The organism is Gemmatimonadota bacterium, assembly GCA_040388535.1.
Taxonomy (GTDB): Bacteria; Gemmatimonadota; Gemmatimonadetes; order Gemmatimonadales; family GWC2-71-9; genus Palsa-1233.
Genome location: JAZKBR010000004.1, coordinates 44060 through 66994, shown reverse-complemented (window position 1 = coordinate 66994; position 22935 = coordinate 44060). Strand labels below are relative to the sequence as shown.

Genomic DNA, 22935 nt, shown 5'->3' with positions numbered 1-22935 from the left:
CTGGAGTGCTGATGGCCCTGCTCGACACGTTCAATGCGATTCTCAAGAAAGCCAATGAACTCAAGGCCTCCGACGTGCATATCTGCGCGGGCGCTTCCTTCCGGATCCGGGTTCGCGGCGAGATGGTGGCTGTCGCCGGCCTCCCCGCACTGACCCCGGCGGATACGGCAGCGATTGCCGGGGAAATCCTGATCAACGCGAAAAAGGCCACGGCGCAGACGGTCGAGGCGATGATCCGCGACCTCAAGGACGTAGACTGTTCATATTCTGTACAGGGGATCGGACGCTTCCGCGTCAACATCTGCTCCCAGCGTGGCTCCCTCTCCGCGGTACTCCGCAGCATTGCCGACGTACTCCCGACCTTTGAAAGTCTGGGTCTTCCTTCGGTACTCAGCCAGATCGCCATGGAAGAGCGTGGCCTGGTCCTGCTCACGGGCACCACCGGAAGCGGCAAGTCGTCGACGCTCGCGGCGATGGTCGCCTACGTCAACAGTCTGAAGGCCGGGAAGATCGTCACGATCGAGGACCCGATCGAGTTTCTCCACAAGGACGTCCGCAGCAATGTCATCCAGCGCGAGATCGGCACCGACACCGAGAGCTTCGAGGCGGCACTGCGTGCGGCGCTGCGTCAGGATCCTGACATCATTCTCGTCGGCGAAATGCGCGATCGGGCCACGATTGATATCGCGCTCAAGGCCGCCGAGACCGGGCACATGGTGTTCAGCACGGTGCACACGACCGATGCCCAGCGCACCATCGCGCGCCTGGTCTCCGTCTTTGATCCGAGTGAGCAGGCCGGCGCACGGCTGCGCCTGGCGGAGTCGCTGAAGGCCGTCATCTCGCAGCGGCTCTTGCCGAGGGCGGACGGGCAGGGGCGAGTGGTGGCGGTGGAGGTGATGCGAAACACGCCGACGATCGCGGAGTGTGTGGCCGACGCCGACAAGACCAGCGAGATACGCGATCACATCGCGGAAGGGCGGATCCAGTACGGCATGCAGACCTTCGACCAGCACCTGATGGAGTTGTACAGCAAGCAGCACATCACGCTCGAAGTCGCCAAGGGGGCGGCAACCTCCCCGGCCGACTTCGAGCGCAACCTGCAGTTTCAATAGCGGCTAGCGACGAGAGACCGCCAGGCTGGAATCCGTCGCCCGGAGCGAAGCGAGGGGGCGGAGTTCCGCTCCTTCGACTCCGCCCGCTTCGCGGGCCGCGCTCAGGATGACACTCTCGAATCTCCAGTCTCCTAGAGCCGGGGCAGGGTCACGCCGCGCTGCTTCTGGTACTTCCCCTTCTTGTCGGCGTAGCTGGTTTCGCAGATGTCGTCGTCGTCGGCCTCGAAGAAGAGGACCTGGCAGATCCCCTCATTGGCGTAGATCCGGGCCGGGAGGGGGGTCGTGTTGCTGATTTCGAGCGTCACGTGGCCTTCCCACTCCGGCTCGAACGGCGTCACGTTGGTGATGATGCCGCAGCGGGCGTAGGTCGACTTTCCCACACAGATCGTCAGGACGTTCCGGGGAATCCGGAAGTACTCGACCGAGCGTGCCAGCGCGAACGAGTTCGGCGGCACCACACAGACGTCCCCCTTCCACTCCACGAAGCTCTTCTCGTCGAAGTTCTTGGGATCGACCACGGCCGAGAGGACGTTGGTGAAGATCCTGAACTCATCGGCGACCCGCATATCGTAGCCGTAGGACGAGACCCCGTAGGAGATGCCGCCGGAGCGGACCTGCCCGTCGGTGAAGGGTTCGATCATCCCGTGTTCCTTGGCCATCCGGCGGATCCAGCGGTCCGACTTGATCGACATTGCAGCCTGCCTGGGGGTGGAGGGAGGTGGGGGGAGCCGCACTGGGCGGCGCGGGAATATATGGACCCTCCCGGCCTTCCGAGAACTCCGCGTCTGAGTTGAATTACCCCCTTGGAACCAGTAGGTTTACGAACGGTTGTGAAAGTTTTCACGAGGCGGAGTCACGAATGCTTCAACCGTACGTCCCCATCGTCCTGCTGTTCCTCTTCGTCGTTGCCAACGCGATCCTCATTATCGTCGCGTCCGGGCTCCTTTCCTCGTATCGGCCGACCGCGACCAAGCTGGCGGCGTACGAGTCGGGAATGCCGGTCATTGGCGATGCCCGGGAGCGGTTTTCGGTCAAGTTCTACCTCGTGGCGATGCTGTTCATCATTTTCGACATCGAAACCATTTTCATGATTCCGTGGGCCGTCGCCTTTCAGCAGCTCCGTGCCATGGGCGGCGTCCTCTTCCTGGAAATGCTGACCTTCGTGCTGATCCTCGCCGTGGGGTATCTCTACATCTGGAAGCGAGGCGCACTGCAATGGGATTGACCCTGCCACCGGGCCCCGGCGAACAGACTGACCCCGTTTACGAGTCGGTCTCGCCCAACTGGGTGACCACCCGCCTCGATTTCCTCGCCAACTGGGGTCGCGCCAATTCGCTCTGGCCGATGCCGTTCGGCACAGCCTGCTGCGCCATCGAGTTCATGGCAACCGCCGCATCCCGCTTCGATATCGCCCGCTTCGGGATGGAGCGGATGAGCTTCTCGCCCCGCCAGGCCGACGTGCTCATCTGCGCCGGGCGATTGCCGTTCAAGCTCGCGCCCGTCATCCGGCGAGTCTGGGACCAGATGCCGCAGCCCAAGTGGGCCATCTCGATGGGTGCCTGCGCCTCCTCGGGCGGGATCTTCGATACCTACTCGATGGTGCAGGGGATCGATACCATCATCCCGGTCGATGTCTACGTGCCAGGCTGCCCGCCGCGTCCCGAAGGGCTGCTCTACGCCATTCTGCTGCTCCAGAAGAAGATCCGCGGGGAGTCGCTCGCCGATCCCACGCTCCGGGTCGAACATATGATCGGTCCGGATGGTCTCTTCCGTCGCCCGGAGGAGATCGACGAAGTCTCCGAGCCCTTCGGCAACTCGGTGCAGCAGACGAGGTCGGCGTGACCGAGCCGGTCACCGTCGCCGACGATGCCGCAGCGAGTGTGGCCGCCGCGAGGGCGCGCTTCCCGGAAGGTGTTGTCCGCAGTCACGTGGTGAATGGCCAGACGGTGCTCTACGTGACCCGAGCAGCTGCGCACGCGATCCTCGCGTACCTGCAGCGCGACGCGGCGCAGCGCTTCAATTACCTCACCGACATCACTTGCGTGGAATACCGCGATCGCGAGCGCGAGCTGGAAGTCGTCTACCAGCTCCGGTCGCTCGCACGTCGGGTCGACCTGCGCGTAAAGATCGGTCTCGATCCCGAAGGTCCGCTCGATGTCGCGACGGTGACCGATCTCTGGTACGGTGCCGAGTGGCTCGAGCGCGAGGCCTGGGACATGTTCGGGGTGGTCTTTGCCGGACACGGCGACCTGCGACGGATCCTGATGTGGGAGACCTACTCCGAGGGTCACCCGCTGCGGAAGTCCTTCCCCTTGCGCGGCCACTGGTCGCGCGCCGAACAGACCCGTCAGGCACTCAACGCCAATCCTGAGGCGCATTACTCCCTGGAAGAGCTCTCCATTTCCGAGGCGTATCGCGAACTCCCCAAGGATATGCAGCAGCGGCTTGCCGAGAGCGGCCGGGGGCCATTGCCGTGAGCACACGCACGATCGAGATGCAGCTCTCCACGCCGACGCTCGATCACAGCGGGCAGGTGCGCAACGTCCCGCTCGGCATCGCACGTCGGCCCAGCGAGTCGGTGCACGATGACTTCGGCGCCGAACATATGCTGGTCAACATCGGCCCGCAGCACCCGGCCACGCACGGCGTGCTCCGACTGGTGGTCGAGCTCGAAGGCGAGACGGTGAAGCGGGTGATCCCGCACATCGGTTACCTGCATTCCGGCTTCGAGAAGCTCGGCGAGTACCGCCACTACAACCAGATCATTCCGCTCACCGACCGCACCGACTATCTCGCGCCGATGGCGAACAATGTCGCCTTCGCGCTTGCGGCCGAGGCCCTGATGGGCATCGAGGTCACCGAACGCTGCCGCCTGCTGCGCGTGATCGCCTGCGAGATGAGCCGGATCATTTCGCATCTGGTCTGGGCCGGCACGACGGGCATCGACCTCGGTGCCTTTACGCCGTTCCTCTGGATGTTCGAGGAGCGCGAGCGGATCTACAATCTCCAGGAATCCTGGACTGGCGCCCGCCTGACGACTTCGGTCTCGCGCGTCGGTGGCATGATGGCCGACATCCCCGAGGGATGGGAAGCGGGACTCCGTGACTTCACGCGGACCTTCCCGAAGGTGCTGAACGAAGTGGACACGATGTTCACTCGCAACGCGATCTGGTGCGGACGCACCCAGGGCGTCGGGGTGATGTCGGCCGAGGACGCGATCAATTACTCGCTGTCGGGGCCGATGCTGCGCGCCAGCGGCGTCGACTACGATGTCCGCAAGGATCGCCCGTATCTCGGCTACGACGAGTTCGATTTCGATGTGCCGATCGGTGAGCACGGCGACATCTATGATCGGTACCGCGTCCGGCTCGAGGAGATGTACCAGTCGGTGCGCATTCTCGATCAGGCCCTCGATCGCCTGAAGCCCGGCCCGATCAACGTGTCCGATCCGCGCGTCATCCTGCCGCCGAAGTCAAAGGCGATGAGCGACATGGAAGCGATGATCTTCCATTTCAAGCAGGTGATGGAAGGCGTCAAGCCGCCCTCTGGCGAGGTCTACCTCGGCGTCGAGAATCCCAAGGGCGAACTGGGCTACTACCTCGTCTCCGACGGTACTGCCAAGCCGGTTCGCTGGCGGATCCGCCCGCCCTCGTTTCTCAATCTGGCGGCGCTGCCACGGCTCTGCGAAGGCGCGCTCCTTTCAGACGTGATCGCGATCAACGCGAGCGTCGACATCGTGATGGGAGAGATCGATCGGTGAGTTCGCACTCCGCTGAAGCATACGCACCGGTCTTTGTGGGCCCGACGCTCGCGAAGCTCGAAGCGTTGTATCCCAAGTACCCCACCAAAATGGCGTTGCTCCTGCCCGCACTCTGGATGGTGCAGGAAGAGCGCGGCTGGGTTTCCGACGGGGCGATCCATGAGGTTGCGGAGAAGCTCGAGCTCACTCCTGCCTACGTCCGTGGGGTCATCACCTTCTACACGATGTATCACACGCACCCGGTCGGTCGCCATTTCATCCAGGTCTGCACCACTTCGCCGTGCAACATCTGTGGTGCCGAGGCGGTGGCGAAGGCGCTGCTCGAGCACACTGGCTGTGGCGAGCTGGGAGCCACCTCGCCGGACGGCCGCTTCACGGTGATGGAAGTCGAATGTCTGGGTGCCTGCGGTTTCGCGACTCCGATGCTCATCGATGACGATTTCATCGAAGGCGTCACGGTTGACGGTGTACCGGCGCTCCTGGCGCGGTATCCCTGATGGGATATCCGCATCCGATTCACGCGAAGGAAACCCCGGTTCTCTCAACCTATTTCGGTGATGCCGGCGCACGCACGTTCAGTGGCTGGACCGAGCGGGGCGGATACGTCGCGCTGAAGAAGGCGCTGACGATGACACCGGAACAGATCGTCGATGAGGTGAAGGCCTCCGGCCTGCGCGGTCGTGGCGGCGCCGGCTTCCCGACCGGGCTGAAGTGGTCGTTCATGCCGAAGGAAGACGGCAAGGTCCATTACCTCTGCTGCAACGCCGACGAATCCGAGCCGGGTACCTTCAAGGACCGCGAGATCATCCGCTGGACACCGCACGCCCTCATCGAAGGGTGTGCGATCGGCGCGCTCGCGATCCGGGCCGAAGTGGCCTACATCTACATTCGCGGCGAATACACCGAGCCCTGCACGATCCTGCAGCGCGCGGTCGATGAGGCGTACGCCGCTGGTGCGCTCGGAGCGAATGCGTTCGGCTCCGGCAAGCGCCTCGAGGTGATTGTGCATCGCGGCGCCGGCGCGTACATCTGCGGCGAAGAGACGGCGCTGATGAATTCGCTCGAAGGGCGCCGCGGCAATCCCCGGATCAAGCCACCGTTCCCGGCCGTCGCCGGCCTTTTCGGACTGCCGACCACGATCAACAATGTCGAGACGCTCGCGGCGGTCCCGCACATCCTGAATCGCGGCGCGGCGTGGTACGCCGGGTTGATGCTCGGCAACCCCAAGAGCACCGGCACCAAGCTCATCTCCGTCTGCGGTCATGTGCAGCGACCCGGCACCTACGAGATCACTCTCGGCCTGCCGATGAAGGAACTGATCTACGATGCCTGCGGCGGCATGCTGCTCGGTCGCACGCTCAAGGCGGTCATCCCCGGCGGCTCCTCAGTGCCGATCATGACGCCTGAAGAAGTCGAGACCTGCGTCACGGACTACGAGGGCATTGCGGCCGCCGGATCGCTGCTCGGCTCGGGCGGGATGATCGTGATGGACGACAGTACGGATATTGTCTACCAGATCATGCGCCTCGCGCGCTTCTATGCGCACGAGAGTTGTGCCCAGTGCACGAACTGCCGCGAAGGGACCGGCTGGACGACCCGCATCCTCGAACGCATTGTCCGCGGGGAAGGGAAGCCTTCCGATCTCGACCTGCTGATGGACCTTGCCGAGAACATGACCGGCAAGACTATCTGCGTGCTGAGCGATTCGTGCGCGACGCCGGTGGTGAGCGGCATCCAGAAGTTCCGGGCCGACTTCGAGGCCTATCTCTCCGGTGCGCGTGCACCGGTGCTGGCGGGGGTCTGACGCGATGGCTGCCGAACTGCTGACGGTCACGATCGACGGGGTGCCGGTGCAGGTCGCCAAAGGCACCGCCATGATCGAGGCGGCCAAGATGGCCGGCATCATGGTGCCGCACTACTGCTACCACCCGTCGCTGCCCTCACCTGCCGTGTGCCGGATGTGCCTGGTCCAGGTCGAGAAGATGCCGAAGCTGGTGCCCGCCTGTGTCACGCCGGTGGCCGATGGCCAGGTGATTCACGTGCACTCGCCCGAGGCGATCAAGGCGCGCGAAGGGGTGCTCGAGTTCCTGCTGATCAATCACCCGCTGGACTGTCCGATCTGCGACCAGGCCGGCGAATGCGAACTGCAGGACTTCGTCTTCCAGGGCGGCCGCGCCAACAGCCGCTACGCCGAGCCCAAGCGCTACAATCCAGTTGAGGACTTCGGGCCTGACATCCTCTACGTCGCGAACCGATGCATTCTCTGCACCCGTTGCGTCCGCTTCATGGAGAGCGTGGCCGAAGAGCCCGTTCTCAATGTGTCCGAACGCGGGGATCGCGCCTTCATCGGGATCGATGAGAGTCAGCGCCTGGATCATCCGTGGGCCGGCAACGTCGTCGACCTCTGCCCGGTCGGCTCGCTGATCTCGAAAGACTTCCTGCACAAGGCGCGCGCCTGGGACCTCGACGGCACGCCATCGGTTTGCACCGGCTGCACGCAGGGATGCAACATCACCGTGGACACGCGCGACGATGTCGTCGTGCGGTTGCGTCCACGCCCGAATCTCGATGTCAACCGTCATTTCATGTGTGATACCGGGCGCGCCGACTATCGCTGGATGAATCGTGGCGACCGGGTCGAAGCACCGCTGGTGCGCGATGGCGACAAGCTGCGCGCGACCGACTGGGACAATGCGTTGCAGCGGCTGGCCGTCCTGGTCGGAGCGAGCGACGGCCCGGTGGTCCTGCTGAGCGGCGGGCGAAGCAGCTGCGAGGCGCTGGGCTGGGTCGCGAAGTTTGCCGGGCATCGTCCGCTGACTGCGGCGATGCAGGTTCCACTCGGCGAGACCGCACCGATCGGTGCGATCCCCGATCTGGCGCTCCGGGCCGAACGCGCCGCGAATCTCGAAGGGGCCAGACTCCTCGGACTCGCGGGTGACTGGGGCGCGGCCGTCGCCGCTGCCGCTCAGGCATCACTGGTGATCGTGCTAGACGTCGAACTTTCGGACGAAGATGCCGCGACCGTGTCGCGTGCGCCTCAGCTGATCCACTTCACCACCGTGGCCGACGCGCGACTGACCAACGCGGTCGTTGTCGCTCCGGTGACCACGGTCGTTGAATCGCAGGGTGTGCTCGTGAACCGCGACCGGCGGGCGCAGCGAGTGCTCCCGGCGCGACCGGCGCCCGGGATGGCCCGGCCGGCGTGGTGGGTTGCTGCCGAAGCGTGGGCCCAGTCCGCCGAAGGCCGTTCCGCGCCGGCGTCTGCCGACGAAGCGCTGCGCGCACTGGCGCCCTTCGCATCGCTCTCGAATGCGGAACTCGGATTCACCGGGCGCGTGGTCGGCGAGCAGGCCGCGGGGGCCGTCTCGTGACCCCCGAAATGAAGGGCTTCCTGATCCTCGCGGTCATCAAGGTGATCGTGGTCTTCACCGTCCTGCTCGTGGGCGTTGCGCTGCTCACCCTGATGGAGCGCAAGCTCGCCGGGTGGATGCAGAATCGTCCGGGGCCGAACCGCGTCGGCCCATTCGGCATCCTGCAGCCTGCGGCCGATGGCATCAAGAACTTCATCAAGGAAGAGACCCGGCCGTCGGCAGCCAACGGGACGATCTTCGTCCTCGCACCGGCCATGTCGTTCATTCCCGCCGTGATGCTGATCGCCGTGGTCCCGCTCGCGGCACCGATGCGCGTCGACTTCGACTGGACCCTGCCACTGATCGGGCAAGCGGTCTTTCACGGCATGATGGCGATGTCCGTGGCCGATCTCCCGATGGGCTTCCTCTTCATCCTCGCCCTCTCGTCACTCGGTGTCTACGGCGTGGCCCTCGCGGGGTGGTCCTCCAACAGCAAGTACTCGCTGCTCGGTGGCCTGCGAGCGAGTGCCCAGATGATCTCCTACGAAGTCGCAATGGGTCTCTCGCTTATTCCCGTCCTGCTGCTCACCGGGAATGTCAGCTTCAACGAAATCGTGGCCCGGCAGCAGGCAGGGCTCTGGTTCATCGGGCCCCTCTTCATCTCGTTCTTCGTCTTCCTGATCTCTGGGTTCGCCGAGACCAACCGGCTGCCGTTTGACCTTCCGGAGGCAGAATCGGAGCTGGTGGCCGGCTACCACTCGGAATACAGCGCGATGAAGTTCTCGCTCTTCATGATCGGCGAGTACTCGCATATCGTGACGATCGCGGCGATGGTCGCCACCCTCTTCTTCGGCGGCTGGGACATTCCGTTCACGAAGTGGGATGAGCAGGGCGGAGCGTTGCAGGCCGTCGCCACTTTCCTCGCCTTCTTCGTCAAGATGTTCTTCTGGATCTTCTTCGTGATGTGGATCCGCTGGACCCTGCCGCGGTTCCGCTACGATCAGCTGATGACGCTCGGCTGGAAGGTGCTACTGCCGCTGGCGCTGGCGTACATCATGGTCACGGCCGGCGCCATTCAGGGCCTCGAAGCGGTTGGCGTCACCGGCGTGCGCAATGTCGCTTTCGCGCTGGCCGGAATGAATCTCGTGCTCGGGTGGTTGCTCTTCTTCGTGCTTGATCGCGGCCGCGTGATGCGCGGCGTCAGTCGTCGGGCGCCACTGCCGGTCGCTCGTACCGAAGGGGTGGGGTGATGGCTATCGGCGTGAAGGTGATGCGACGCCCGGAACGCGAGGTGTCGTACATCCGGGCGACGCTCAAGGGGATGGCGCTGACGTTCAAGCACATGTTCCAGCCGCGGGTCACGATGCAGTACCCCGAGAGCCGGAGCACCGAGGAGTGGCACATCGCCACCCGGTGGCGGGGCACGCACCGGATGATGACGGATGCGCAGGGTCGCTCGAAGTGCGTCGCTTGCGGGCTGTGCCCGCAGATCTGCCCGGCGAACTGCATCAAGCTGGTGCCCGGCGAGGATGAAGCGGGGAACCGCTATCCGCTGATCTACGAGATCGACGAATTCCGCTGCGTCTTCTGTGGCTACTGCCAGGAAGTCTGCCCGGAAGAGGCGATCCACGTGGGCGTCCACTACGAGAACGCCGAATATTCCCGCGATCGCTTTGTCTATGACCTCGAGCGACTGTCGGCGCAGACCCATCCGGTCTCGACGCTCTGGGATCCTGCCGATCCGAAGGGAGAGTGACGTGAATTTCGTCACCATCACCTGGTGGGTCTTTGCGGTGTGGGCCGTCGTGTCGGCGCTTCTCTGTGTCACGCGTCGGAACCCGATCGCGTCGGTCCTCTGGCTGGTCTCCTGCATGTTCGCCCTCGCGGGCATCTACGTCCTGCTCCAGGCCGAGTTCATCGCGGCGGTGCAGGTGCTGGTGTACGCTGGCGCAGTAATGGTGCTCTTCCTGTTTGTGATCATGCTGCTCAACATCGGCGACTCGCCGCGCAACATGAAGCGGTGGCCGATGTGGGTCACCGGCACCGGGCTCAGCGCCGTGATGCTCGCGGAACTCGTGGCGTTGCGCGGCTATTCGCCGGACCGGCTCGCCCGCGAGCTCTCAACCCTCCCCGGCACCGTCGACCCGGCGCTGGTCTTTCCGGAGGGTGCAGCGGCGCAGGCCGCCACGGCGGCGCACGGCGTCGTCGGGGGCATCGCGGAGCCACTCTTCACCAGCTACCTGATCCCGTTCGAGATCACCTCGGTGCTCCTGCTGGCGGCCGCGATCGGGGCCGTCGTCCTCGCAAAGAAGAAACTCTGATGCTGCTCGGACCTTCCCTGATCCTCTCGGCGATCCTGTTCGTGATCGGTGTGGCCGGCGTGCTGATCCGCCGGAACGCCATCGTGCTCTTCATGTGCGTCGAGCTGATGCTCAACGCCGTGAACGTCAGCTTCGTGGCACTGTCGCGTGTCCACGGCTATGGCGGCCAGATCATGGTCTTCTTCGTGATGACGGTCGCAGCGGCCGAGGCGGCCGTCGGTCTCGCCATCATCCTCGCGGTCTACCGGCACACGCAGTCGGTCGACCTCACCCAGCTCAACCTTCTCAAGGGCTGAGGCGTGATCCAGCTCGTCTGGTTGGCCGTGCTCTTCCCGCTCCTGGGCGCGCTGTTCAATGGCGTCCTCGCCGCGCGCAAATCCCGCGCGAAGGGGCTCGTCTCCTTCGTCGGGGTCGGGACTCTGGTGGCGGCTTTCGGGGTCGCGCTCGCCGTGTTCAGCGAACTGCGAGGCGGGACCGAGGAATCGGTGCGGGTGATGCTGTGGCAGTGGATGCCGATCTCGAACCGCCTCAGCATCGATCTCGCCCTGCAGGTGGACCATCTCTCGGTCATCATGCTCCTCGTGGTGACCGGGATCGGCTCGCTGATCCATCTCTTCTCCGTCGGGTACATGCACGACGACCCGGGGTATGCCAGGTATTTCGCCTACCTGAACCTCTTCGTCGCCTTCATGCTTGTGCTGGTGCTCGGCGCCTCGCTGCCAGTGAGCTTCATCGGCTGGGAAGGAGTCGGGCTCTGTTCCTACCTGCTGATCGGGTTCTGGTTCGAGATCGATGCCAACGCCGACGCGGGCAAGAAGGCCTTTCTCGCCAACCGGATCGGTGACTTCGGCGTCCTGATGGCGATGTTCCTGATCTGGTGGTACCTCGGCTCGCTCGAATACACCGAAATCGCGCGACGGGCACCGGCGCTGCTCTCCCTCGGCGGCACGACGGCAACACTGATCACCATGCTGATCTTCCTGGGCTGCACCGGCAAGTCGGCGCAGATCCCGCTCTACGTCTGGCTGCCCGATGCGATGGCCGGTCCGACTCCGGTGTCTGCCCTCATCCACGCGGCCACGATGGTGACCGCCGGCGTCTTTCTGGTGGTGCGCACCGGGGTGCTCTTCGCGCTGGCCCCGGCCACGCTGGAACTGATCGCGATCATCGGTGCACTGACCGCGTTCTTCGCGGCGACGATCGGCCTCAAGCAGTATGACATCAAGAAGGTGCTCGCCTATTCGACCGTCTCGCAGCTCGGATACATGTTCCTCGGCGTCGGCACGGGGGCGTACGCCAGCGGCATCTTCCACCTGGTCACCCACGCGTTCTTCAAGGCGCTGCTCTTCCTCGGTGCCGGCAGCGTGATCCACGCCATGCATCACGCCCTGCATCATGCGCACAGCCATCGTGATGCGCAGGACATGCGCAACATGGGCGGCCTGCGGAAGGCGATGCCCTGGACCTTCGCCTTGATGGCGATTGCGACGCTGGCCATCGCCGGCGTGCCTCCGCTCTCGGGCTTCTGGTCGAAGGACGAGATCCTGACGATGGCGTTTGCCAAGGGTCAGACCAATCCCGTCTACCTCATTTGCTGGGTGCTCGGGCTCGCCGCCGCCTTGATGACCGCGTACTACATGGCCCGGCTGGTCGCGATGACCTTTCTTGGCAAGTTCCGTGGGGGTGATGCGACCGAGACCGGGCTCCACGAGGCGCCGTGGGTGATGACCGGGCCCCTCGTGATCCTCGGGCTGCTCTCGGTCGTGGGTGGTGCGCTCAATCTCCCGGAACTGGTCGGCGGGAGCGAGGCGATGCATCGCTGGCTCGAGCCGGTCACGGCGCCGGCGGATGCCCTCCTCCCGATCGTTGCGATGCCCCACGGCAGCACCGAGCTCCTGCTGATCGGTGGTGCGGTGGCGATCGGACTACTCGGACTCTTCCTCGGCATCACGCGTACGCTGCGCGCTCCGATCGCGACGCCGGAGCTTGCGACGCCTGATGTCGGCCTCGCCCGACTCCTCTACGACAAGTACCGCATCGACGAACTCTATCAGAAGCTGATCGTCGGGCCGGTGGTCTGGATCGCGCGCAAGGTACTCTGGCAGGGGATGGACCAGTTCCTCGTGGATCGCCTCGCGGTGGGTGGTACGGCCCGGGTGGCCGAAGGACTCGGCTGGCTCGGCTCGCGGTTGCAGAACGGACAGGTCGCACTCTACGTGACCATGTTCGCGATCGGCGCGGTACTCATCCTTCGTTCGCTGGTGGGGTAAGGAGATGACGCAATTCCTCGCCTCCATCGGATACGAGCACTGGATTCTCCACGTGCTCCTGCTGCTGCCGCTGCTCGCAATCCCGCTGATCCTGGTCTTCCCGGTCCACTCGGCGCGCTGGATCGCGCTCACGGTGGCGCTGACGGAACTGGGGCTCGGACTCGGACTCTGGTGGGCGTTCGATTCCAACAACCCCGGAATGCAGTTCGTCACTGATGCGGCGTGGTTGCCGCAATTCGGCATCGGCTACCGGATCGGCATCGACGGCATCTCGGTGCTGATGGTGCTGCTGTCGGTGGTGATGATGCCACTGGTTGTGTGGGGAAGCTGGCGCGGAATCGATCAGAAGCAGCGCGGCTTCTATTCGCTGCTGCTGGCGCTCAAGACGGGGATGCTCGGGGTCTTCATCTCGACCGACCTCTTTCTCTTCTACACCTTCTGGGAACTGCTGCTGATCCCGATGTATTTCCTCATCGGCATCTGGGGGAGCAGCAACCGCCTGTACGCGGCGACGAAGTTCGTGATCTACACCTTCGTCGGTTCGCTGTTGATGCTCGTCGCTATTGTCTGGATGGTGTGGACCGTCGGCAAGGCAACGGGGGTGTACTCCTTTGCCTACGCACACCTGCTGGAACACGCAGAATCGATGGCGCCGTGGGGCGGCTGGCTCTTCGTGGCGTTTGCGCTGGCATTCGCGGTGAAGGTGCCCCTCTTCCCATTCCACACCTGGCTCCCCGATGCGCACACCGAGGCGCCGACGGCGGGCTCGGTGGACCTCGCCGTGATCCTGCTCAAGATGGGAACCTACGGTTTCCTCCGCTTCGCGATCCCATTCTTCCCGGCCTTCGCCCTGTCGAAGACCACTGGTCTGGTGATGGCGTCACTCGCGGTAATCGGCATCGTGTACGCTGCCCTGGTGGCGATGGTGCAGCCAGATCTCAAGCGCCTCGTCGCCTACTCCTCGGTGAGCCATCTCGGCTTCGTCATGCTCGGCATCTGGGGCAGTACCGTCGAGAGCGTGCAAGGGGCCATTCTCGTGATGGTCTCCCATGGCCTCTCGACCGGTGCGCTCTTCTTCATCATCGGCATGCTGTACGAGCGACGGCACACCCGCAAGATCGCCGACTTCGGCGGACTCGCCCGGGTCGCCCCGCTCATGGCAACGGCGTTCACGATCACGGCCTTCTCGTCGATCGGGTTGCCGGGACTGAACGGGTTCATCGGAGAGTTCCTCGTCCTGATCGGCTCCTTCGGACGCTACCCCTGGCTGGTCGCGGCGGCAGCGACGGTGGTCGTCTTCTCCGCGGCCTATATGCTCTGGTCGACGCAGCGCGTCTTCTTCAACCGGTTCACGAACCCGCTCAACGAGGGAATCGGTGACCTGAACTTCCGCGAGATCGCGGTGATGGCCCCGCTGATCATCGCGATGCTCTGGATCGGGCTGTATCCGAAGCCGCTGTTGCACCGGACGGAGGCGGCGGCCCGTCGCTACATCGAATTGATCCAGCCGCACCTGCCGCCTGCCTCGCTGCCCGGCATTTCGACCTCGGGGATGAAGCCGTGATGGGGATCGACCTCGCCACACCGGGCGGTGCGACACTGGCACTGCTCCCTGAGTTGCTGCTCACCGCCTGGGCGCTGGTGGTCCTGCTCGTCGTCGCGTGGCGGCATCGTACGGCGGCCGATACGCGGTTCGTAGGGCTCTTGTCGCTCTTCGGCTATCTCCTCGCCGTCGTTGCGACCGGCTGGCTGGCCTGGCGTGGCGCACGGGCGGACGGCCTGCCGCAGATGATCGCGCTCGACGGCTTCCGGTTCGCGAGCGATGCCTTGCTGCTCTGGATCGGCGGGGCCATTGCCGTGCTGTCGCTGCGCTGGCTCGAACGGCAAGGCATTCTCGCCCCGGAGTATTACGTCCTGCTGATGCTCGCGACCGTGGGGATGATGCTCCTCGCTGGCGCGGCCGACCTGATCACCGTCTTCCTCGGGCTCGAGGTGATGTCGATCTCGGTGTATGTCCTCGCCGGCTACGATCGCACACGGCGCTCTTCCGCGGAAGCATCGCTCAAGTATTTCCTGCTGGGTGCCTTCGCCTCCGGTTTCCTGCTGTACGGCATCGCGCTCATCTACGGCGCGACCGGACAGTTCAACTTCGCCCTGATCGGGGCGCAGCTGTCGGCCACACCGCCCACGCTGATGGCAAAGTTCGGCATGGGGCTGTTGCTGATCGGCTTCGGCTTCAAGGTCGCCGCAGTGCCGTTCCACGCCTGGGCACCCGACGTCTATGAAGGCTCTCCGACCCCGGTCACGGCGTTCATGGCGAGCGGCGTCAAAGCGGCGGCGTTCCTCGCGCTCGCGCGCCTGCTGGCCGAGGCGTTCCCGGCGTATGTGCTGCTCTGGCGCCCGATCATCGCGGTGCTGGCGGTGGCCACGATTCTGGTCGGCAACCTGACAGCCCTCGCGCAGACCTCGATGAAGCGGATGCTGGCCTACAGCGCAGTCGCCCACGCTGGCTACCTGATGCTCGCGCTCTGGGCCCACAGCGATGAGGGAACGGCGGCGGTACTCGTCTACCTGCTGGCCTACTCTATCACAACGGTGGCCGCCTTCGGGATCCTCGCCTCCATCGAGCGTGCCGGTGCACGCACCGTGCTGCTCACCGACCTCGAAGGTCTTTTCTCGGTCCGGCCCTTCGCGTCACTCGGGCTCGCAGTCTGCATGCTCTCCCTGCTCGGTTTCCCGGGCACGTTCGGCTTCATCGGCAAGTGGTATCTCATTTCGGCCACGCTGGGGCAGGGTGAGGCATTTCTTCCGATCGTGGCAATGATCGGCAGCGGTATCTCGATCGGCTACTACCTCCCGGTGATTCTCGCAATGACGCTGAAGCCGACGCGGACCCGCTCGGCGCACACCACCATCCGCTTCCCGATTCCGGCCAAGATCGCCGTTGCGATCTGTGTTGCCGCCATTCTGGTGTTCGGCTTGCTGCCCAACATCCCCTTGAACTTCGCGACCCAGGAAGCGGTACACCTGCGGCAGACCGCGATGCCGACCGGCCCGCGCTGAAGGAATCCTTTCCTGTGAACGTCCCGAAGTCGATTTTTCGTCAGTACGATGTCCGTGGCATCGTAGGCAGCGAACTCACCCCCGCCTTCGCCGAGCAGCTTGGCCGTGCCATCGGCACTGCAGCGCGGGCACGGTTGCATCGCGATGCGACGCTCGCCGTCGGGCGCGACAATCGCCCGAGCGGGGAAGCGCTCGCGGCGGCGCTGCGCCACGGGATTGTCTCGACCGGCTGCACCGCGATCGACGTGGGAATGCTGCCGACACCAGCACTCTACTACGCGGTCAGTGCCCTCGGGACCGATGGTGGCGTCCAGGTCACCGGATCGCACAATCCACCCGAGTTCAACGGCTTCAAGGTGATGCTGGCAGGCGATGCCATCCATGGCGAGGAAATAATCGCGCTGTGGGAGGCGATCGTGACCGAGCGCTTCGACGAAGGTGCTGGGCGCCACGCGAGCGACGCGTCGATCCTGACACGCTATCGGCAAGCCATCGTCGAGCGGCATCAGTTACAGCGTCCGGTGAAGGTCGTGGTCGATTGCGGTAACGGCGTGGCATCGCTGGTCGCGGTGGCGACACTGCAGGCGTGCGGTGCCGATGTCGTGCCACTCTTCGCCGACAGCGACGGCACTTTCCCGAATCATCATCCCGACCCGACCGTCCTCGAGAACCTTGTCGACCTGCAGGAAGCGGTGCGGGTGCACGGTGCCGAACTCGGTATCGCGTTCGACGGCGACGGCGATCGGATCGGTGCCGTCGATGAAGATGCCCGGCCGGTCTGGGGCGATCAGCTGCTGGTGCTTTTCGGTCGCGATGCGGTGCGGCGCTTCGGCCCGGGCATCCCGGTGATCTTCGACGTGAAATGCTCCGACTTGCTACCGCAGGCGCTGACGGCGGCTGGCGCTCGTCCGATCATGTGGAAGACGGGGCACTCGCTGATCAAGGCGAAAATGAAGGCCGAGCATTCGCCGCTCGCCGGCGAAATGAGCGGACACATCTTTTTTGGCGGTGACTGGTTCGGGTTCGATGATGCGCTCTTCGCCGCGGCGCGACTGCTCGAGATCGTCTCGTCGCAGCCCGGCGGCCTCGCGCCCTTGCTGGCAGACCTCCCCGAAACGTTTGCGACGCCGGAATTGCGCGTCGAGTGTGCCGATGCGGTGAAGTTCGGCCTCGTCGAGGAAGCGGCGGCCTATTTCGCGTCACGCTATCCTGTGTCGACGATCGACGGCGTGCGGATCGAATACCCCGAAGGATGGGGTCTCATCCGGGCGTCCAACACCCAGGCGATCCTCGTGCTGCGCTTCGAGGGTGCCACCGCTGCCGCACGAGACAGCTATCAACACGAAGTGATGTCCTGGCTCGCCGGCCGCGGCCTCAGGGCCTGACCAGATGACGCCGCGAACGCGCCGCTTGTTGAGCGGTATCGCGGTGGTGGTTGTCCTCTTGTACGTTGGCCGCTGGAGCGTCGCGTTCCTGACCGAGCGCTGGTGGGCCGCGACCTTTTCGCCCGCCGCCGTCAGCGCCATCACCCGGTGGCGTCTCCTTGGTCTCGCGCTCGATGGCGCCGCCATCCTCATCGCCTCGTGCTGGTTCGCGCTGCAAGCGCTGCTGGTTGCCCGCGCGGTGGCGACGGTCTCCGTCACCCGCAATATCGGAAATCTCCAGGTCCGCGAAGCCATCCCGGTCCGCTACCTCTGGGTCGCGGGTGTCTGCACCGGTGTGCTGCTCGGCCTCATCACTGGCGCCGGGGCGCGCGCCTGGCGTGGGCCGGTAGCGCTCGCCTGGCAGGGTGTGCATTACGGCGTGGTGGATCCGCTCCTGGGAGAGGATTTCGGCGTCTACGTCGCGCAATTGCCGGTGTGGGAACTCGCCCACGATTTCGCCGTGACACTCATCGTGCTCGGGCTCGCCGTCGCGACGATGCTCTACTCCGGCATCGGCGGGATCAAGCGCGACCAGAAAGCGCTGGTCGTTCACCCCGACGCGCGGCGACACCTGGGTGGCCTCCTGACGCTCTTCGCCGGCGTGCTCGCCGCCGGTTACCTCATCGAGCCCTACCGCATCGCTGCGGGGAACGACCCCGGGCTCGGCGCGGTGGCCGCGCTGACGAGGATTCGCGCCGCGCAGATCATGGCCGGGATAGCGCTGGCGGTTTCGCTCCTGAGCCTGATGTGGGCGCAGCGCGGTCGACACGCGCTCCTGCTGAGTGGCTGGAGCGTGCTCGTGATGGGGATCCTGGTGGAGCGCGTCATCATCCCGGCGCTCGCTGCCGAAGCCACCCCGCCGGCCGTGACCAGTGCCGAAATCAGGCAGCTCGAGAGCATCGCGTGGGGTATCCGCGAGGCGACCGAGCCCCGCACCAGTGACAGCAGCGAAGTCCCTGCGGCGATCTGGGATGATGCCATCCTGTCGCGCTGGTTCGAGGGAGACGGCAGGACACTCCTCGGGGCAAACCCCGCGGTTGTCGGTGGTCCGGCAGGGGCGCAGCCGGGGTGGCTCGTTGCCGCGACTGCCGCTGCCGACCGCCATCGTGTCGACCTGCTTGCGATTGCGGAAGGAGTGGCCGCGAGCGACGGCAGTCCGGTGCTCCTGTCGAGGACCGAGCCTGCCGTTCCACTGCTCACACTGGCCGACCCACGGCTGCGGCCAGATGCCGACGAGTGGCGCTTCACGCTGACCGGTGTGCCGATGGGAGGACCGCTTCGGAACCTCGGGCTGGCGTGGGCACGACAGGCCTGGGGAATGGTGACACCGGGCGCGGCGCGCGCCGTGGATTGGCATCTCGATCCGGCTGAGCGTGCCGCAGCAATTCTGCCGATGGCCACCTGGTCACCCCCGGTGCCGATGGCGCTGGGAAACCGGATTACCTGGGTAGTTCAAGGGATGTTGCCCTTGCCGATTGCGCCCCAGGCAACCCGCCTGCGCTGGCGTGGGGCCGAGGTGTCAGGCGTTGTCCCGGCATTCGTTGCGACCATGGATGCCGTGTCGGGGACCATCACGATCTACCGGGATCCAGGGGCCGATTCACTTGCGGCGAGTTGGTCGCGCTTTGCACCGGGCGTCGTGGCAGAGGCCGCGGCAATGCCGCCAGAGGTGCGGCAGCAACTCGGCTACCCCTCCGCCTGGTTGGCGAGCCAGCTGCAGGTCCTCGAAGGGCCGGCATGGGGCCTCGGCCGGCGGCCAGGTCGCGAAAGTCCGGATGGACCTGCCGAGCGAGCCATGGTTGTCTGGAGCAGCGGTTCGCAGCCGACCCGGGTCGCCGTCTTCGAGGATCCGGCCAGGCGGGTCCTCTCCGCACTGGTGACCGCATCGCGGCTGAACGGGGTGCCTCAGTTGAGGATCGATCGGATCGAACGAGCCGCGATTGCCAATGGACGTGAACTGGAACGCGACTGGGCCCGGGACCTCACGCTGGCGCATCTCCGCGATTCCGCTCAGGCCGCCGGTGACAGTTTCTTCGCGCCGCCATTGCGTTGGCGGTTCGTGGCTGGCGAACTGATGGCGTGGCAGCCGATCTTTGCGGCCCCTGCCCGCGGCAGGCCGGCGTTGCTCGGCCTCGGGGCTGCCGTTGGCGAGCGCGCCATCGGCGCCCGGAGTGGTGCCGAGGCATGGGCCGCCCTGTTCGGGGCGGGGCGCCCTGCCAGCCCCACCGGCCCGACGGATGCCGGGCGTTTGACCGCCGCACAGAGCTGGATGCGGCAGGCCGATTCAGCCCTGTCGCGACACGATCTGACCGCCTTTGGGCGGGCCTTCGAAGAGTTGCGGAAGGTGCTCGAGCGTCGCCCGCGTTAGTGGCGGGGCGCCCTGCGCACGGCTATTTTTGATGGCTGTCTCTTGATCCTTTCGTCGAGGTACGCGTGAACTTGCACGAATATCAGGCCCGTGACCTGCTGAAGGTTGCCGGCATTCCCATGTTTGACGGCGACGTCGCCAGCACACCGACCGAGGCCGAGGCCATCGCCCGCCGGCTGGGTGGCACGGTGGTCGTCAAGGCGCAGGTGCACGTCGGCGGCCGCGGCAAGGCCGGCGGCGTCAAGCTCGCCCGCAACCCCGCCGAAGCGCTTGAATGCGCATCGCAGATTCTCGGCATGTCGATCAAGGGGCTGATCGTCAACAAGGTGCTGGTGGTTCCCGCTGCCGACATTGCCACCGAGAGCTACGTCGGCCTGATCCTCGATCGCGCGTCGCAGAAGCCGGTCTTCATGGTGTCGGATGCCGGCGGCGTCGACATCGAGGAAGTCGCGGCCAAGACGCCCGAGAAGATCACCCGGATGGCCATCGATCCGCGCGACGGATTGCTGCCCCACCAGGCACTCAAGCTCGCGCTCGCGCTCTACCGTGACTGGGATCACGTCAAGGCGGCCACCAGGATTCTGACGCAGCTCTACAGCGTCTTCATGGCCAACGGTTGCTCGCTCGCCGAGATCAACCCGCTCGTCACGACACCGGACGGCAAGGTGCTCGCGCTCGACGCGAAGATCATCATCGACGACAACGAGCTGGATCGTCGCCCCGATCTCGCGGTGCTCCGTGACGAGTCGGGCGAGGAGCCGAGCGAAGTCGCTGCGCGCCGCGCCAACCTCACCTTCATCAAGCTCGATGGCGACGTCGGCTGTGTTGTGAACGGTGCCGGTCTCGCGATGGCGACGATGGACCTCGTGAAGTACCACGGTGGTGAGCCCGCCAACTTCCTCGACATCGGCGGCTCGTCGAATCCGGAGAAGGTAGTGAACGCGCTGAAGATCATCACCGCCGATCCTGCGGTGAAGGTCATCCTGTTCAACATCTTCGGTGGCATCACCCGCACCGATGACGTTGCGAACGGCATTGTGGCCGCGACCAAGCAGTTCAAGGTCGGGGTGCCCATCGTGATCCGCCTCACTGGCACCAACGAAGTCGAAGCGTTCCGCATTCTCGAATCGGTCGGGATGTCGGCAATGAATGACATGGACGCGGCTGTTGCGAAGGCCGTTGCACTCGCCAAGGGGGCTGCGTGAGCATCTGGATCGGGAAGGACACGCGCCTGGTGGTCCAGGGCATCACCGGCCGTGAGGGATCGTTCCACGCGCGCCAGATGATGGAATACGGCACCAACATCGTGGCCGGCGTCACGCCCGGAAAGGGCGGCCAGACCTTTGAATCCAAGGTGCCGGTCTTCCACACGGTGGCTCAGGCGGTCGCCGAAACCGGCGCGAACTGCTCCGTGATCTATGTGCCGCCCGCCATGGCGGCGGCGGCGATCAAGGAAGCGGCCGATGCCGGTATCGAACTGGTAGTCTGCATCACCGAGGGCGTGCCGGTGCTCGATATGACCACCGTGATGCCCTACATCGCGCAGCGGAATGTCCGGCTCATCGGACCGAACTGCCCCGGCCTGATCACGCCGGGCGAGTCCAAGGTTGGCATCATCCCTGGTTCGATCTGCAAGCCGGGTCCGATCGGCCTGGTCTCGCGTTCGGGCACCCTCACCTACGAAGTCGTCCATCACCTTACCGGTGCCGGGCTGGGGCAGAGCACGTGCGTCGGTATCGGCGGCGATCCGATCGTCGGCACCAACTTCATCGACGTGATTGCGGCGTTCAACGCCGATCCGAAGACCGAAGCGATCGTCATGCTGGGTGAAATCGGCGGGACGGCGGAACAGGAAGCTGCCGAGTACATCCGGGCCCACGTGAAGAAGCCGGTTTGCGGCTTCGTGGCCGGTCAGACGGCGCCGAAGGGACGCCGGATGGGCCACGCGGGCGCGATCATCTCGGGCTCCGAGGGCACCGCGGAAGAGAAGTTCCAGGCCTTCGAGTCCGCCAATATCGGCATCATGCGCCGCCCAGCCGACGTGGTCGAGCTGCTGAAGGCGCGCCTCAAGTAGTCACGTTTTGCACGTACTGAACGCGGCCGCGGGGCCGCGAGGAGTTCTTGATGGCTGGTCGGATGACGTTTGCGATGCTGAAGCCCGATGCCGTGAGCACCGGGAAGGGCGGGGCGATCCTCGCCCATATCGAGAAGCAGGGGTTCGGTATCCGGGCGATGCGGATGGTCCGCCTGACCCGGACCGAAGCCGAAGCCTTCTATGCGGTCCACCGGGAACGCCCCTTCTACGGCGAACTGGTCGAGTTCATGAGCTCGGGCCCGGTTGTCGCCCTGGCTCTGGAAGGTGCCGATGCCGTGGCGGCCTGGCGCGTGGCCATCGGAGCTACCGACCCCGCTGAGGCCGCCGAGGGCACCATTCGCAAGCTGTTCGCGGAATCGAAGGGCCGGAATGCGGTCCATGGCTCCGACAGCGACGAGAATGCCGCCCGGGAAATCGCTTTCTTCTTTCCAGAGCGTGAGTTAGCCCTCCTCGGGGTGGCCTGAACTCGGCTTGACCCAGCCGGGGCCGCGCCGCTAGCTTTGATGGCTATGCTTCGCGTGGACGTGCGTCAGCTGAAGGGGGGTCCGGTCGAGACCGACGGGCAGATTGCCCCCACTGACAGCGCCCTTGAGGGGCTGGACGTGGCCCTGACGGGCCCGGTGCAGGTGGTGGGGGAGTTGCAGTCCACGTCGGAGGGGAATTACCTCTGGCGCGGGCGGATCCAGGCCACGGTCGCGGGCGAGTGTCGCCGTTGCCTGACGCCGGTGACGCAGGAAATCGACGATGAAGTGGACGTCCTCTTTTCCGGGGACCCCGAGCTGATCGAAGATCCCAGCGTCTACCCTCTCCCGACGCATGTCGACCTGATCGACGTGGCGGCGGCTGTCCGGGAAGAGCTCGCGCTGCGGGTGTCGGCATTTCCACTCTGCCGACCTGATTGCAAGGGATTCTGCGCTGCCTGCGGCGCGGATTTGAACGCCGGTCCATGCGGGTGCATGGTCGCCGGCTCGACCAACTGAGGGACCGATGGCCGTACCGAAGCGAAAGATGTCGAAGTCGCGCAAGCGCCTCCGTCGCGGGCACCATACCGCGCAGGGGATTCCGGCTCAGGCGTGCGCGCGTTGCAGTGCTCCGCGCCTGCCCCACCGGGTGTGCCCGTCCTGCGGCTATTACGCGGGGAAGAAGCGGCTCGAGGTCGAGGACAACTAAGC

At 65.2% G+C, this 22935-nt stretch carries 23 protein-coding genes; 22 read left to right on the top strand and 1 reads right to left on the bottom strand.

Annotated elements, in window-relative coordinates; all coding sequences use genetic code 11:
* The first annotated feature begins 11 nt into the window (after positions 1 to 11).
* The gene (locus V4558_10190; GenBank protein ID MES2305871.1) at positions 12 to 1112 is read left to right on the top strand and encodes a PilT/PilU family type 4a pilus ATPase; all 1101 of its coding nucleotides are present in this window, start codon (positions 12 to 14) and stop codon (positions 1110 to 1112) included.
* A gap of 131 nt (positions 1113 to 1243) precedes the next feature.
* Here the strand turns inward: V4558_10190 and dcd are convergent, their stop codons facing one another.
* The gene (dcd, locus tag V4558_10185) at positions 1244 to 1804 is read right to left on the bottom strand and encodes a dCTP deaminase (GenBank protein ID MES2305870.1); all 561 of its coding nucleotides are present in this window, start codon (positions 1802 to 1804) and stop codon (positions 1244 to 1246) included.
* A gap of 167 nt (positions 1805 to 1971) precedes the next feature.
* Here dcd and V4558_10180 point away from each other — a divergent pair, with 167 nt between their 5' ends.
* From V4558_10180 to rpmF, 21 genes are all read left to right on the top strand, one after another.
* Positions 1972 to 2337 carry an NADH-quinone oxidoreductase subunit A gene (locus tag V4558_10180; protein ID MES2305869.1) on the top strand — a complete coding sequence of 122 codons (366 nt, stop codon included), beginning with the start codon at positions 1972 to 1974 and terminating at the stop codon, positions 2335 to 2337.
* Positions 2328 to 2954: an NADH-quinone oxidoreductase subunit NuoB gene (gene nuoB, locus V4558_10175; GenBank protein ID MES2305868.1), complete on the top strand. Its 627-nt coding sequence runs from the start codon at positions 2328 to 2330 to the stop codon at positions 2952 to 2954. The genes V4558_10180 and nuoB overlap by 10 nt, the downstream gene beginning before the upstream one ends.
* A complete protein-coding gene (locus V4558_10170) occupies positions 2951 to 3589 on the top strand; it encodes an NADH-quinone oxidoreductase subunit C (protein ID MES2305867.1) in 639 nt (212 codons plus the stop codon). The genes nuoB and V4558_10170 overlap by 4 nt, the downstream gene beginning before the upstream one ends.
* Before the next feature lie 128 nt (positions 3590 to 3717).
* Positions 3718 to 4872, top strand: coding sequence for an NADH dehydrogenase (quinone) subunit D (gene nuoD / locus V4558_10165; protein ID MES2305866.1), 1155 nt, complete (start codon positions 3718 to 3720; stop codon positions 4870 to 4872).
* A complete protein-coding gene (locus tag V4558_10160; GenBank protein ID MES2305865.1) occupies positions 4869 to 5369 on the top strand; it encodes an NAD(P)H-dependent oxidoreductase subunit E in 501 nt (166 codons plus the stop codon). The genes nuoD and V4558_10160 overlap by 4 nt, the downstream gene beginning before the upstream one ends.
* Entirely contained in the window at positions 5369 to 6676 is a 1308-nt protein-coding gene (gene nuoF / locus V4558_10155; GenBank protein MES2305864.1) for an NADH-quinone oxidoreductase subunit NuoF, read from the top strand. Before V4558_10160 ends, nuoF begins: the two co-directional genes overlap by 1 nt.
* Positions 6677 to 6680: 4 nt before the next feature.
* Positions 6681 to 8243: a 2Fe-2S iron-sulfur cluster-binding protein gene (locus V4558_10150; protein MES2305863.1), complete on the top strand. Its 1563-nt coding sequence runs from the start codon at positions 6681 to 6683 to the stop codon at positions 8241 to 8243.
* An 8-nt stretch (positions 8244 to 8251) separates the two neighbouring features.
* Entirely contained in the window at positions 8252 to 9472 is a 1221-nt protein-coding gene (nuoH, locus tag V4558_10145) for an NADH-quinone oxidoreductase subunit NuoH (GenBank protein ID MES2305862.1), read from the top strand.
* The gene (locus V4558_10140; protein MES2305861.1) at positions 9472 to 9978 is read left to right on the top strand and encodes an NADH-quinone oxidoreductase subunit I; all 507 of its coding nucleotides are present in this window, start codon (positions 9472 to 9474) and stop codon (positions 9976 to 9978) included. The genes nuoH and V4558_10140 overlap by 1 nt, the downstream gene beginning before the upstream one ends.
* Before the next feature lies 1 nt (position 9979).
* Entirely contained in the window at positions 9980 to 10543 is a 564-nt protein-coding gene (locus V4558_10135; protein ID MES2305860.1) for an NADH-quinone oxidoreductase subunit J, read from the top strand.
* A complete protein-coding gene (nuoK, locus tag V4558_10130; GenBank protein MES2305859.1) occupies positions 10543 to 10839 on the top strand; it encodes an NADH-quinone oxidoreductase subunit NuoK in 297 nt (98 codons plus the stop codon). The genes V4558_10135 and nuoK overlap by 1 nt, the downstream gene beginning before the upstream one ends.
* A 3-nt stretch (positions 10840 to 10842) precedes the next feature.
* Positions 10843 to 12813, top strand: a complete 1971-nt coding sequence (gene nuoL / locus V4558_10125) for an NADH-quinone oxidoreductase subunit L (GenBank protein ID MES2305858.1) — start codon at positions 10843 to 10845, stop codon at positions 12811 to 12813.
* 4 nt (positions 12814 to 12817) lie between these two features.
* Entirely contained in the window at positions 12818 to 14377 is a 1560-nt protein-coding gene (locus V4558_10120) for an NADH-quinone oxidoreductase subunit M (protein ID MES2305857.1), read from the top strand.
* The gene (locus V4558_10115; GenBank protein ID MES2305856.1) at positions 14377 to 15876 is read left to right on the top strand and encodes an NADH-quinone oxidoreductase subunit N; all 1500 of its coding nucleotides are present in this window, start codon (positions 14377 to 14379) and stop codon (positions 15874 to 15876) included. Before V4558_10120 ends, V4558_10115 begins: the two co-directional genes overlap by 1 nt.
* Before the next feature lie 14 nt (positions 15877 to 15890).
* Positions 15891 to 17261, top strand: a complete 1371-nt coding sequence (locus V4558_10110) for a phosphomannomutase/phosphoglucomutase (protein ID MES2305855.1) — start codon at positions 15891 to 15893, stop codon at positions 17259 to 17261.
* Between the two features lie 4 nt (positions 17262 to 17265).
* Positions 17266 to 19668: a UPF0182 family protein gene (locus V4558_10105; protein ID MES2305854.1), complete on the top strand. Its 2403-nt coding sequence runs from the start codon at positions 17266 to 17268 to the stop codon at positions 19666 to 19668.
* A 65-nt stretch (positions 19669 to 19733) separates the two neighbouring features.
* Positions 19734 to 20873 carry an ADP-forming succinate--CoA ligase subunit beta gene (gene sucC / locus V4558_10100; GenBank protein ID MES2305853.1) on the top strand — a complete coding sequence of 380 codons (1140 nt, stop codon included), beginning with the start codon at positions 19734 to 19736 and terminating at the stop codon, positions 20871 to 20873.
* The gene (gene sucD, locus V4558_10095; protein ID MES2305852.1) at positions 20870 to 21742 is read left to right on the top strand and encodes a succinate--CoA ligase subunit alpha; all 873 of its coding nucleotides are present in this window, start codon (positions 20870 to 20872) and stop codon (positions 21740 to 21742) included. The genes sucC and sucD overlap by 4 nt, the downstream gene beginning before the upstream one ends.
* A 50-nt stretch (positions 21743 to 21792) precedes the next feature.
* Positions 21793 to 22227, top strand: coding sequence for a nucleoside-diphosphate kinase (gene ndk / locus V4558_10090; GenBank protein MES2305851.1), 435 nt, complete (start codon positions 21793 to 21795; stop codon positions 22225 to 22227).
* A 45-nt stretch (positions 22228 to 22272) separates the two neighbouring features.
* On the top strand, positions 22273 to 22743 hold the full coding sequence (locus V4558_10085; GenBank protein ID MES2305850.1) for a DUF177 domain-containing protein: 471 nt from the start codon (positions 22273 to 22275) through the stop codon (positions 22741 to 22743).
* 7 nt (positions 22744 to 22750) lie between these two features.
* Entirely contained in the window at positions 22751 to 22933 is a 183-nt protein-coding gene (gene rpmF, locus V4558_10080; protein MES2305849.1) for a 50S ribosomal protein L32, read from the top strand.
* Positions 22934 to 22935 lie beyond the last annotated feature (2 nt).